13 protein-coding genes are annotated in these 12,688 nt (G+C 52.1%); 11 read left to right on the plus strand and 2 right to left on the minus strand.

The window, feature by feature from the left end; translation table 11 throughout:
- Nucleotides 1-36 precede the first annotated feature (36 nt).
- Both rnt and pyrC read right to left on the minus strand, forming a co-directional pair.
- On the minus strand, nt 37-651 hold the full coding sequence (rnt, locus tag U740_RS07610) for a ribonuclease T (RefSeq protein ID WP_200877068.1): 615 nt from the start codon (nt 649-651) through the stop codon (nt 37-39).
- 2 nt (nt 652-653) lie between these two features.
- Nucleotides 654-1,685, minus strand: a complete 1,032-nt coding sequence (gene pyrC, locus U740_RS07615; RefSeq protein ID WP_036860045.1) for a dihydroorotase — start codon at nt 1,683-1,685, stop codon at nt 654-656.
- Nucleotides 1,686-1,913: 228 nt separating this feature from the next.
- Here pyrC and U740_RS07620 point away from each other — a divergent pair, with 228 nt between their 5' ends.
- The 11 genes from U740_RS07620 to U740_RS07665 all read left to right on the plus strand — a co-directional run bounded on the left by U740_RS07620 (nt 1,914) and on the right by U740_RS07665 (nt 12,631).
- Nucleotides 1,914-3,137 (plus strand): argininosuccinate synthase, encoded by a 1,224-nt coding sequence (locus U740_RS07620; RefSeq protein ID WP_036860046.1) that lies wholly within the window; start codon nt 1,914-1,916, stop codon nt 3,135-3,137.
- A 134-nt stretch (nt 3,138-3,271) separates the two neighbouring features.
- Nucleotides 3,272-4,717 carry a cytochrome-c oxidase, cbb3-type subunit I gene (gene ccoN / locus U740_RS07625; RefSeq protein WP_036860047.1) on the plus strand — a complete coding sequence of 482 codons (1,446 nt, stop codon included), beginning with the start codon at nt 3,272-3,274 and terminating at the stop codon, nt 4,715-4,717.
- Nucleotides 4,718-4,730: 13 nt separating this feature from the next.
- The gene (ccoO, locus tag U740_RS07630; RefSeq protein WP_036860048.1) at nt 4,731-5,345 is read left to right on the plus strand and encodes a cytochrome-c oxidase, cbb3-type subunit II; all 615 of its coding nucleotides are present in this window, start codon (nt 4,731-4,733) and stop codon (nt 5,343-5,345) included.
- Nucleotides 5,345-5,509: a cbb3-type cytochrome oxidase subunit 3 gene (locus tag U740_RS12030; RefSeq protein WP_081890884.1), complete on the plus strand. Its 165-nt coding sequence runs from the start codon at nt 5,345-5,347 to the stop codon at nt 5,507-5,509. Before ccoO ends, U740_RS12030 begins: the two co-directional genes overlap by 1 nt.
- A gap of 14 nt (nt 5,510-5,523) precedes the next feature.
- The gene (gene ccoP, locus U740_RS07635; RefSeq protein WP_036860049.1) at nt 5,524-6,423 is read left to right on the plus strand and encodes a cytochrome-c oxidase, cbb3-type subunit III; all 900 of its coding nucleotides are present in this window, start codon (nt 5,524-5,526) and stop codon (nt 6,421-6,423) included.
- A gap of 37 nt (nt 6,424-6,460) precedes the next feature.
- Nucleotides 6,461-7,888, plus strand: a complete 1,428-nt coding sequence (ccoG, locus tag U740_RS07640; protein WP_036860050.1) for a cytochrome c oxidase accessory protein CcoG — start codon at nt 6,461-6,463, stop codon at nt 7,886-7,888.
- Between the two features lie 63 nt (nt 7,889-7,951).
- Nucleotides 7,952-8,461, plus strand: coding sequence for a FixH family protein (locus tag U740_RS07645; protein WP_160172059.1), 510 nt, complete (start codon nt 7,952-7,954; stop codon nt 8,459-8,461).
- The gene (locus tag U740_RS07650; RefSeq protein WP_051921293.1) at nt 8,458-10,899 is read left to right on the plus strand and encodes a heavy metal translocating P-type ATPase; all 2,442 of its coding nucleotides are present in this window, start codon (nt 8,458-8,460) and stop codon (nt 10,897-10,899) included. Before U740_RS07645 ends, U740_RS07650 begins: the two co-directional genes overlap by 4 nt.
- Before the next feature lie 40 nt (nt 10,900-10,939).
- A complete protein-coding gene (gene ccoS / locus U740_RS07655; protein WP_036860051.1) occupies nt 10,940-11,158 on the plus strand; it encodes a cbb3-type cytochrome oxidase assembly protein CcoS in 219 nt (72 codons plus the stop codon).
- Nucleotides 11,158-11,892 (plus strand): sulfite exporter TauE/SafE family protein, encoded by a 735-nt coding sequence (locus tag U740_RS07660; protein WP_036860052.1) that lies wholly within the window; start codon nt 11,158-11,160, stop codon nt 11,890-11,892. Before ccoS ends, U740_RS07660 begins: the two co-directional genes overlap by 1 nt.
- A 139-nt stretch (nt 11,893-12,031) precedes the next feature.
- Nucleotides 12,032-12,631: a Yip1 family protein gene (locus tag U740_RS07665; protein ID WP_036860053.1), complete on the plus strand. Its 600-nt coding sequence runs from the start codon at nt 12,032-12,034 to the stop codon at nt 12,629-12,631.
- Nucleotides 12,632-12,688: the final 57 nt, after the last annotated feature.

Here is a 12,688-nt window from a genome sequence, read left to right on the forward strand (position 1 = left end):
CGACTGGCGACATTCTATGTATACCATTTACCTAGGCTACTTATGCCAACCGCCGAGATCTTTCCAGCGGTTGACGATACCACAGAACAATTCTGCCGTCTTTTCAGCGTCATAGGCTGCAGAGTGTGCCTTGTCATTGCTGAATTCTATTTCTGCTGCTTCACAGGCTCTGGCCAGCACGGTCTGTCCATAGGCAAGCCCAGCCAGTGTGGCTGTGTCAAAGCAGGAAAATGGGTGGAAGGGGTTGCGCTTAATGCCATTTCTTTCAACAGCTGCGTTGACAAATCCAAGGTCAAAATGCGCGTTGTGTGCCACCATCACAGCGCGGCTGCAGTGTGCGTCCTTTACTGCATTGCGAATAGGCTGAAACAGGGCTCTCAAGGCCTCATTTTCTTCCAGCGCCATCCGGTAGGGGTCATTGATGTCGATGCCGGTGAAGTTCAGGGCGGCCTGCTCGACGTTGGCCCCTTCAAACGGGATCACCGCATGATAGATAATCTCGCTGGGCATGAGGATGCCATCTTCATCCATGGCCAGTGTCACAGCGGCCATTTCCAGCAACGCGTCGGTAGCGGCGTTAAACCCGCCGGTCTCTACATCGATGACCACGGGGAGAAAGCCTCTGAAACGATCCGAGATGGGCGGGTGCATACTTAGCTGACGCTCCATTGCCTGGTTTCTCCAGCACCTAACGGTGTGAGGGTGTCGCTGCCAAAGGGCAGGCTGGTCGGACTTTGCCACGGTGAAAACTGCAGCGTGATCGTGTCAGTATTGCGGGGCATGCCATAGAAGTCTGCGCCAAAAAAACTGGCAAACCCTTCGAGCTTGTCCAGTGCATCGGCTTGGTTAAAAGCTTCGGCATAGAGTTCGAGAGCGGCATGATTGGAATAACAACCGGCACAGCCGCAGGCAGTTTCCTTGCGATGAGTGCTGTGGGGCGCCGAATCAGTGCCCAGAAAAAAACTGGGGTCGCCACTGGTGGCGGCTGCAATCAATGCCTGTTGATGATGTTGCCGCTTGAGGATTGGCAGGCAGTAGTAGTGTGGTCTGACTCCACCCGCGAGCAACTGATTTCGATTGAACAGCAGGTGTTGTGGCGTGATGGTGGCGGCTACTCTGGCCGATGCTTCTGCCACGAACTGGGCACCGTCCCGGGTGGTGATATGTTCTAGCACAATTTTCAGTGCGGGAAAGTTGTTGGTGAGCTTGCCGAGATGCCGATCGATAAACACCGCTTCCCGATCAAAAATATCGACTTCAGTATCCGTGACCTCACCGTGCAGTAGCAGTGGCATGCCGATTTTTTCCATACGTGCCAGGACGGGATAGATATTGTCCAGTTGGGTAACGCCGGAGTCCGAATTGGTGGTCGCGCCGGCCGGGTAATACTTGCAGGCGACCACATGCCCCGATGCCTTGGCGCGTTCTATTTCCGCCGGGTCAGTGTTGTCGGTCAAATACAGCACCATTAAAGGTTTCCACTGACTGTCGGTTGGGCGATGGGCCATAATCCGCTCCCGGTAAGCAAGGGCTTGAGCGGTATTGAGTACCGGTGGAAGCAGATTGGGCATGACGATCGCGCGTCCAAAATATCGCGCGGCGTCTGGCACCGTATAGGCGAGCAATTGGCCGTCGCGCAAGTGCAGGTGCCAATCATCGGGGCGGGTGATGGTTAATTGAGTCATATTCAAGTTGGCTGCTACAGGTGGTCATTCAATCAATCAATGCTACCGGAATCGTTGCTGGCTTAACAGAAGAAACGAGGGGATCCTGTGCCTGTCAGTGGATTAAGTATTTCGACTCAGGATCAGGGTAATTCGGCAGAGCCTGCCCTGTTCACTGTGAAACTACCTGCTTAAGGATTAGAATAGTGCCCACTTTTATCCCACAAAATACCAATCAGGAGTCATGTCGTGTCCGACATTAAAAAAGTTGTTTTAGCCTATTCGGGGGGGCTGGATACCTCGGTTATTGTCAAATGGTTACAGGAAACCTATTGCTGTGAAGTCGTCACATTTACTGCGGATATCGGTCAGGGAGAAGAGGTGGAACCGGCCCGCGCCAAAGCGGCGGCGCTGGGTGTGAAAGAAATCTATGTGGACGATCTTCGCGAGGAGTATGTTCGTGACTATGTGTTCCCGATGTTTCGTGCCAACACCATCTACGAAGGGGAATACCTGCTGGGGACATCAATTGCCCGGCCTCTGATTGCCAAGCGGTTGATTGAGATTGCCAACGAAACCGGTGCGGATGCGATTTCTCACGGTGCGACCGGTAAGGGAAATGATCAGGTGCGTTTTGAGCTCGGTGCTTATGCTCTAAAACCCGGCATCAAGGTGATTGCCCCCTGGCGGGAGTGGGATCTGACATCCCGTGAAAAACTGATGGGCTACTGTGAACAGCACAATATTCCGGTAGATTTTTCTACCAAGAAGAAAAAATCCCCTTATTCAATGGATGCCAATTTGCTGCATATTTCCTATGAGGGGGGTAATCTTGAAGATCCCTGGTGGGAGCCTGAAGAGGATATGTGGCGCTGGAGTGTCTCTCCCGAAAAGGCACCTGACCAGCCTACCTATGTCGAACTCACCTATGAAAAGGGCGATATTGTTGCAATTGATGATCAACCCATGACACCGGCTACAGTACTTGCTCACCTCAATAAATTGGGCGGCGACAATGGGATTGGTCGACTAGACTTGGTTGAGAACCGCTACGTGGGTATGAAATCACGCGGCTGCTATGAAACACCGGGCGGGACTATTATGTTGCGGGCGCATCGGGCCATTGAATCACTCACCCTGGATCGTGAAGTGGCGCATTTGAAAGATGCATTAATGCCCAAATATGCCGAGACGATTTACAACGGCTACTGGTGGTCCCCGGAACGCAAGATGTTGCAGGTGATGATTGATGAAACGCAACACGTGGTAAACGGCAAGGTGCGTGTGAAGCTTTATAAAGGTAATGTCACTGTGGTGGGTCGTCAGTCTGATGACAGCCTTTTTGATGAGAAAATTGCCACCTTCGAAGATGATGCCGGGGCCTATGATCAGAAGGATGCAGAGGGTTTTATCAAGCTGAATGCATTGCGTTTGCGGATTGCCGCCAACAAAAATCGCAAGATGGATTCCTGACTGCCACCTGTTCGAGTTGATGCAAATCAATATCAGTGTGGGTGGGTTTAGGGAATAATACGCAGGGAGTAGTTTAGGGAGTTGAAGGCTACTCTCATGGGTTCCAAAGAATGGATTAATGACGAGAAAATGCAATGAGTAGCAATGTCGCAAGCACCGGTGGCCAGCCGGAATACAATATCAGGGTGGTCAAACAGTTTGCCATCATGACTGTGGTCTGGGGGATCGTCGGGATGCTGGTGGGGGTATTTATCGCCGCTGAGCTGATCTGGCCAGGTCTGAATTTTAATCAGTCATGGCTTCACTTTGGGCGACTTCGTCCGCTCCATACCAATGCGGTTATTTTTGCCTTCGGTGGTAGTGCGCTGTTTGCCTCCGCCTACCATGTGGTGCAGCGAACCTGTCAGGCAAGACTGTTTGGCGGTTGGCTGATAGGGTTTACCTTCTGGGGCTGGCAGGCGGTAATTGTCGCCGCCGCGATTACACTGCCTCTGGGGCTGACCACCTCGAAAGAGTACGCGGAGCTGGAGTGGCCGATCGATATCCTGATCACGTTGGTCTGGGTGGCGTTTGCGGTGGTTTTTTTCGGCACCATCATGAAACGCCGCACCAAACACATCTACGTGGCCAACTGGTTTTTTGGGGCCTTTATCATCACGATTGCCGTGTTACACCTCGGCAACAGTGCCGCCATCCCGGTTACAGCGTTCAAATCCTATTCGGCTTACGCCGGTACAATCGATGCGATGGTTCAATGGTGGTACGGCCATAACGCAGTAGGATTTTTCCTGACGGCGGGCTTCCTGGGCATGATGTACTACTTTGTCCCGAAACAGGCGGGTCGGCCAATATATTCCTATCGTCTCTCGATCGTGCATTTCTGGGCGTTGATTGCCGTCTACATTTGGGCTGGTCCTCACCACCTCCATTACTCGGCTTTGCCCGACTGGGTTCAGAGCCTGGGAATGGTGATGTCTCTGATTCTGCTCGCTCCCTCCTGGGGTGGCATGATCAACGGCATGATGACCCTGTCCGGTGCCTGGCATAAACTCCGTTACGACCCGACCCTGCGCTTTCTGGTGGTATCACTGTCTTTTTACGGCATGTCGACCTTTGAAGGTCCAATGATGTCGATCAAGACAGTAAATGCACTCTCTCACAATACTGACTGGACGATTGGTCATGTTCACTCCGGTGCCCTTGGTTGGGTGGCCATGATTTCGATTGGCATGCTCTATCACCTGATTCCAGTGCTGTATCAGCGCGCCCAGATGTACAGTGTAAAACTGATCAACCTGCACTTCTGGATGTCAACCATTGGCACTGTGCTTTACATCGCCTCCATGTGGGTTAACGGGATCGCTCAGGGCCTGATGTGGCGGGCCTTCAACACCGATGGGACCCTGACATACAGCTTTGTTGAATCAATTGAGGCGAGCTACCCGGGTTATTACGTGCGCTTGTTGGGTGGTGTGATTTTCTTTGCCGGTATGCTGGTGATGGCCTACAACGTCTGGCGAACCATTCGTGGGGATGTTCAGCAGCGGGAAGTGACTGCTGCCGAACCCCGTACAGTCTGATAGGAGAACAACAGTGAAACATGAGATTGTTGAAAAAAATATCGGGCTGATGATTGTGCTGATCGTGGTTGCCATCAGCTTTGGTGGTCTAACCCAGATTATTCCGCTGTTCTGGCAGAATCAAACGACGCAGCCTGTCGAAGGCCTTGAGCCGCTGGGACCATTGGCATTGGAAGGTCGTGATATTTACATCCGTGAAGGCTGCCATGTGTGCCACACGCAGATGGTCAGGCCGTTGCGTGCTGAAACCGAGCGTTATGGCCACTATTCTGTCGCGGGTGAGCATGTTTACGAGCATCCTTTCCTCTGGGGCTCCAAACGCACTGGCCCCGATTTGGCGCGGGTTGGTGGCCGCTATAGTGATGACTGGCAGCGGGCCCACCTCTATAACCCGAGGGATGTGGTACCTGAGTCAAACATGCCGGCATTCCCCTGGCTGTTTGAAAATACGCTAACTGGTAAAGATACTGCGGCCAAAATGAAGGCATTGAAAACAGTTGGCGTACCCTATTCAGATGAGGATATCGCCAATGCCGCAGCACCTTTTGCCAGCGGTGAGGTGAAGGAAATTGATGCGCTGGTGGTGTACCTCCAGCAACTAGGCACACTTTTGACGCAGAAACGCTAATGGATCAGGGCACATTACAAGGTATCGGCACCATACTCACCATGATCGCTTTTCTCGGGGTCTGTTGGTGGGCTTACAGTGGCCGCAAGAAAAAAGATTTTGATGAGGCGGCACAACTACCCTTTGTTGATGACACCAAATCTTCTCAGGATGAAGATAAGTAGAGGCACGAGCTGACATGAGTACCTTCTGGAGTATCTGGATTATCGTATTTACCGCAATCACCATTGTCGGTTGTACATGGTTGTTGTTCGCCAATCGCAAGGTTGAAGTTTCCGATGACACCAAAGAGGGCGAGTCCCCAAAAACAGGCCATGTTTACGACGGTATCGAGGAGTATGACAATCCTCTGCCAGGCTGGTGGTTCAAGATGTTCGTGGGCACCGTCGTATTCGGGGTCATCTATCTGGTGCTGTATCCAGGGCTGGGAAACTTTGGTGGTGTACTCGGCTGGACACAGGTGGGCCAGTGGGAAGAAGAGGTGGCCGAGGCAGAGGCGAAGTATGCGCCACTCTATGAGCAGTACAGTGAAACGCCGGTTGAGGAGCTGATTGCCAACCCCGAGGCCATGAAAATGAGCCGTCGTCTGTTCAATAATAACTGTGCGGTTTGCCATGGTTCCGATGGCAGGGGCAGCTATGGTTTTCCCAACCTGGCTGACAGTGACTGGCTCTATGGCGGCAGCGCGGAAGATATCAAGACTACGCTAGTCAATGGGCGGCAGGGCGCCATGCCGGCTCTGGGAGGTGCGCTGGGAGAGGAAGGCGTGGATAAAGTCGCCGAATATGTGTTCAAAATCAGTGGCCGCGAGCATGATACAGAGAAAGCCGAGGCCGGTGGCCAATTATTCGCCACCTATTGTGTAGCCTGCCATGGTACGGATGGTACTGGTAACAAGATGTTGGGAGCACCCAATCTGACGGATGGTATCTGGTTGTACGGTGGCTCCCCCACACTTGTTCGTCATACTATTCGCAATGGTCGAAACGGTAACATGCCTGCACAGGCCGACAAGCTAAAGGCAGAAAAAATACATCTGTTGACGGCGTATGTGTACAGCTTATCCAAAAACCAATAACGTTTGAGGATTTGCCTAACGGGAGTGTCAAAATTAAATGACGGGTGAACAAGAGCCGGAAAAAAAAACCGGCAACCGGTCCTCAGAGGAAGTTATCCGGGTTCTTGATCTCTATGAAACGAGAGAAAAAATTCAGACCCGTCAGCTTCCTGGATTCTATCGAAATCTGCAGCGCTGGACATGGCTGCCGATGCTCAGTGGCTATTTCCTGCTTCCCTGGATAAATCTGGATGGCCGTCAGGCCATCTGGTTTGACTTGCCGGCCCGCCAGTTTCATATTTTCTGGATCACTTTCTGGCCCCAGGACTTCATGTTGTTGGCCTGGGCGCTGATTATCTCGGCGTTTGCCCTGTTTACCGTGACGGTTCTGGTAGGTCGGGTGTGGTGTGGGTTTTCCTGCCCCCAAACCGTCTGGACCATGATCTTCATGTACATTGAGGATTGGTGTGAGGGTGACCGCAACCAGCGCATCAAACTGGACAGAGCGCCCTGGCATAGCCAGAAAATCCTGCGCCGGGGCAGTAAGCTCTTGCTGTGGGGGTTGGTGGCATTTGTTACCGGTTTGACGTTTGTGGGTTATTTTAATCCGATCCGACAGCTGGTTCCTGAACTCTTTACCTTCTCGGCACATCCGGCGGCTGTCTTCTGGACGTTTTTTTTCTCGGTGATGACCTACATGAATGCGGGTTTTCTCCGGGAGCAGGTCTGCAAATACATGTGCCCCTACGCCCGCTTTCAGTCGGTCATGTTCGATCAGGATACCCTGGTGGTCTCCTATGATGAGAAGCGGGGCGAGCCCCGTGGTGCCCGACGGAAAGACGAAGACTACCGGGCAGCAGGCAAGGGTGACTGTGTTGATTGTTCCTTATGCGTACAGGTCTGCCCCACGGGAATTGATATTCGCGATGGGCTTCAGTACGAGTGCATAGACTGCGGTCTTTGTATTGATGCCTGCAACACAGTCATGGATAAAATGGGTTACGAACCGGGTTTGATTCGCTTTACCACGGAACATGCCATGGAATACGGCAAGACCAGTATTCTGCGGCCCCGTTTTATCGGCTATGCCGTCGCGCTGGCTCTAATGGTGTCAGCCTTCAGCTACACTATTATGACGCGTGTTCCATTGGGTGTAGATGTCATTCGCGATAGGAATGTTCTCTATCGTGAAACCACTCAAGGGTTGGTCGAAAATATCTATACACTGAAGATCAACAATATGGATACGCGTGATCACAGCTATAGCATCGAGGTGACTGGCGACTACCCGTTTAACTACCTCGGCAAGGATGTGGTCAATGTCAGGGAAGGAGAGGTGTTGAGTATGCCTGTCAGAATCGAGCTTGATCCAGGTTTGATGGATGTTCCCAACACGGATGTTATCTTCGTTGTTGAGGCGATTGATAGTGAAGTTATTCACGCACGTCAGGAAAGCCGCTTTATTGGCCCGCGTTTGCAGCGCTAGTTGTTTCTGAAACATTTTCCGACAGAGTATTTCCGCCCATAGTCAGCGTCTGAGGACATAGCCTTGCCACTTTCAACCGACAGCAACATTCCCCCCTGGTATCGTCAATTCTGGCCATGGTTTCTAATAGCGCTACCAGGTAGCGTGGTGATCGCCAGTCTGGTGACTGTCTATATTGCATTTTCCGGGGCCGATAGTCTGGTGGTGGATAATTACTATCGCGACGGTCTTGCCATCAATCAGGTACTGGAGCAGGACCGGCGTGCCGAAGCGTTGGGGCTCTCTGCCGAGTTGCGTCTGGATGCCACCAGTGGTGAGTTGTTTATTACTATTGATACGGTCCATCCACTACCAGAGGAGCTTGTACTGTTGTTGTTTCATCCAACAGACTCAAAACGTGATCGCGAGATGTTGCTGACCGAGATCACTGGCGGCCACTACCGCACGGACCTCAACCAACCATTGCTATCCCGTTATTATCTGCGGGTACTACCTGAACCCGACAGGGATTGGCGGTTAGTCGGCGAGCTGGATTTTGCAACTGCAGATCAGATTATCCTGAGGGCGGAATGACGCCACAATCCTGTTATCACTGTGGATTGCCAGTCCCGGCCGGTACTGACTGGACCCTGGAGATACAGGGGGAGCCAAGGGCTATGTGTTGTCCAGGCTGCCTGGCCGTTGCCACAGCTATCTGTGATGGTGGGTTGGCCCGCTTTTACCAGTATCGTACGAAGAGCGCTAATCGTCCGGAAGCTCCGGGCCAGGCATCGCTGGCAGTTTATGATTTGCCTGAGGTGCAAGCTGATTACGTGGAGACTGTCGATGACAACCGACAGATTCGCCTATTGATAGGGGGTATTACCTGTACTGCCTGTGCCTGGCTGATCGAGAATCATCTGAGTAAATTGCCGGGGGTGGTTGATGTGCGGGTTAATGTCACCAGTCATCGAGCACTCATCACCTGGAATCCCGAATCACTGAAACTCAGTGAATTGCTGGAAGAACTACAGCAAATTGGTTATGACCCTCGCCCAGTCAGTGACGAGGCTATACGCCAGTTACGAAATCATGAAAATCGCCGCTTTCTGCAACGCTTGGGTATTGCCGGACTGGGGATGATGCAGGCGGGAATGGTCGCCATTGGTCTTTACGCGGGCACTTTTCAGGGGATGGAGCCCGAGTGGCAAAATTTTCTGCGATGGGTCAGCTTTATTATTGCCCTGCCGGTGGTTTTGTTCTCGGCATATCCTTTCTTTAGAGCTGCATGGTACAGCTTGCGTCAAGGCCATCTGATCATGGATGTCCCTGTCTCGCTGGCGATACTCCTCGGTTTTTCAGCCAGCTGCTGGGCTACTGTGACCCGAACGGGCGAAGTTTATTTTGACTCTATTGCCATGTTTACATTTTTTTTACTGTTGGGGCGATATTTCGAAATGCGGGTTCGCCATCGCAATGATATGCGAGCTGAATCACTCGGCCAATTGCTGCCGGTGACAGCCCGGCGATTGAACGGCAATAAAGAGGAGACGATTCCGGTCAAGTTGTTGTCCCCTGGGAACCTGATTCGCGTTGCCGCCGGTGAAACCATTCCCTGCGATGGCGAAATTACTGAGGGTGTCAGCAGCGTGGTCGAAGCTGTTCTCACTGGCGAACAGATGCCGGTCGCTAAATCCCCCGGTGATATGGTGTCTGCCGGAACCGTCAACAGCGAGAATCCCTTGCTGATCAGCGTGTCTGCCGTTGGTCATAAGACCCGCTTGTCGGCAATTTTGCAGTTGGTTGAAAAGGCGCTCAGTGATAAACCAGCGGCGGTTGCAATGGCTGATCGGGTGGCGGGTTATTTTGTCGCTGCCGTGTTGGTTGTATCCGTCCTGGTGGCTTTTTGGTGGTGGCAGCATCAACCGGAGGAAGCTATTTGGGTTGTGCTCTCTGTGCTGGTTGTTACCTGCCCATGCGCGTTATCTTTGGCAACGCCAGCCGCTATCGCGGTGGCAACTGGCGAGTTGCGTCAGCGCGGTTTTCTGATCAGTCGAAGTCGGATGCTGGAGGTTTTGTCGCAAGTCGATCGAATTGTTTTTGACAAAACGGGCACGTTGACACTGGGTGATCTGAGTATCGTTGAGGTGATTGAGCTGGCTGACCAAAAAGAATCTGATGTGCTGGCTATCGCTGCGACCCTGGAACAGGATTCCAGGCATCCCATTGCCAGGGCTTTTGCCGGCATAGCGGTGACGGATAGGGGAACTGACGTTGTTCAGGAAGTCGGATCAGGCATTTCCGCTACGATTGATGGAAGTCGCTTTGCTATCGGTCAGCCGGACTATATCAGCAGGTTGTTTGATCTTCCCATGCCAGCTATGGCACCAGTTGATGCAGGCCAGTTACCACTTCTTTTGGCGGAACAATCCCGGCCACTGGCCTGGATTATTTTACAGGATCAGTTGCGCTCCGGTGCGGCGTCTGCCATTCAGCAGCTGACAGCGCAGGGTCTGGAGACAGTTTTACTGAGTGGTGATCGTGTTGCAGCGGTTGAAAATATGGCGACCAAGCTGGGTATTCAGCAGTGGTTCGGGCAGCAGAGTCCAGCGGCAAAACTCGATTGGGTCAACCGCTGTCAGCAGGCCGGGCACCGGGTGCTGATGGTTGGTGATGGTATCAATGATGTGCCTGTACTGAGCGGTGCCGATGCCTCAGTGGCACTGGGTGATGCCAGTGATTTCGCCAGAATCCATGCTGACAGTATATTGCTATCGGGCAACCTCAATACATTGCCGGAAGTGATCGGTCTTGCCAGACGGACACGCCAGATCATTCGTCAGAATCTCACGTGGGCATTACTCTACAATCTCCTGGCATTGCCGCTGGCCGTGGCGGGAATGATTCCTCCCTGGGCGGCCGCGATTGGTATGTCTGCCAGTTCGCTATTGGTTGTGGGTAATGCCCTGCGGCTGAGTCGGCGTGGCGACGCACCCATGATGTGCTCACAACAGCCTTGTTTTGCCACGTGACGATGGCTGATACTTTTCATCTTTGGCAGGTTATAACCCAATGACCAGTTTGTATTTGCTGATCCCTGTGTCCCTGATTTTTTGTGCATTGGCGATATGGTTTTTTTTCTGGGCGGTAAACAGTGGCCAGTATGATGATCTCGACGGGGAAGGCGAGAGAATACTATTTGACGATGGGGCTGATGACCCTGTTGAGGTTGATGTCGAGGCTCGCCCCCGTCAACCTGCAGACTCTCCACCTTCAAAGAGCCCGGAATAATGTTTGAATTTGACAGTATGTCCATACTGGCAATGCTGGTTATTGGTTTGATGGGTGCCGGGCATTGCGTTGGTATGTGTGGCGGGATTGTCGCCGCACTGGGTTTTGCCGCCGATGATCAACGCAGGCGTTGGCCAATCCTCCTAAGCTACAACCTGGGGCGAATTACATCTTATGGGCTTATCGGTGCATTGGTCGGTCTGCTGGGATTGTTTGGGCATGAATACCTGTCTCTGGGGCCTTCTCTGCGTATTTTTGCGGGGGTGCTGCTTATTCTGATGGGGTTGTATCTGGCGGGTTGGTGGCACTTTCTGTCCTGGCTTGAGCGTGGGGGGCAATATGCCTGGCGCCATATTCAGCCTTTCGCTACCAGGTTGTTCCGTGTTCGTACGGTTGGCAGGGCCTTTCTGTTTGGTATGTTATGGGGTTGGTTACCCTGTGGTTTGGTGTACTCGGCGCTGGTTTACGCCGCTGCCACTGCTCATCCCGTGTCGAGTGCACTAGCCATGATGGCGTTCGGCCTGGGCACGTTGCCGGTCATGCTGGCCGGAGGTGTTTTCTCCAGTCAACTTAAGCGGTGGTTGCAGGTTCGTGCTTTGAGAACAGCCATGGGGATGATAGTCATCGTATTTGGTGCGTGGACCCTCTGGAATGCGATGGCCCATAATCATCAACGGGAAGTGACTTCTGAACAAAGTGATGGGATTAGTGCTCATCAGCACATGCACCATTGACTGTGGTAGGTGTTATAAGGGTTATTGATTTCGATCAATGCCAACGGTTTGATTTAAGAGGTATAAAAACAGGTGTTTTATAATAAACTATATATCTGTTGGCCGATTATTAGATTTAAATAAGAAAAACGGGGATTTTATGCTAGGTCACATTGCCGGGTTACTCTACGATCCACAGTCCGAGTGGAAGAAAATTGCTGCGCTGTCAGATGAGACAATCAAGCGCATGGCTATCTATTTTATATTCCTGGGTATGATTCCTGCGATCGGGTTTTATATCGGAACAACGCAGTTTGGCTGGACGATTCTCAATGATCAGCCCACAAGGATCACCGAGGGTAGTGCGATACCCTTGATAGTACTATTTTACTTTGCCCTCATGGGTGCGCTGGTATTTATCGGCTGGATGATTGCCTGGATGTCGAAAACCTACAATAGCGAATCCAGCCCGTTGAAAGGGTTTGTGTTTATGGGGCTCTGTTGCAGCCCGGTTTTTCTGGCAGGTATTTTCGCGGTTTATCCCATCTGGTGGTTGGACCTCCTGCTCGCTATTGCTGCCTGCAGTTATGCAATTCGGTTGATGTACCTCGGGATTCCCGATGTGATGAATGTGCCGGAGGACCAGGGTTTTCTCTATGCCAGTGCGATTTTTGCTGTTTCCCTTGTGTATGTGGTGGTTGTTCTGGTAGCTACCGTCTTGCTCTGGGAATATGTCGCGGCACCGGTTTTTACCGATTGAGAACAATGCTTTATAGAAACCGGGCGTAAGCCCGGTTTTTTTTTGCCTGGGATTTTT

Source organism: Porticoccus hydrocarbonoclasticus MCTG13d (genome assembly GCF_000744735.1).
In the GTDB taxonomy this organism is placed as follows: domain Bacteria; phylum Pseudomonadota; class Gammaproteobacteria; order Pseudomonadales; family Porticoccaceae; genus Porticoccus; species Porticoccus hydrocarbonoclasticus.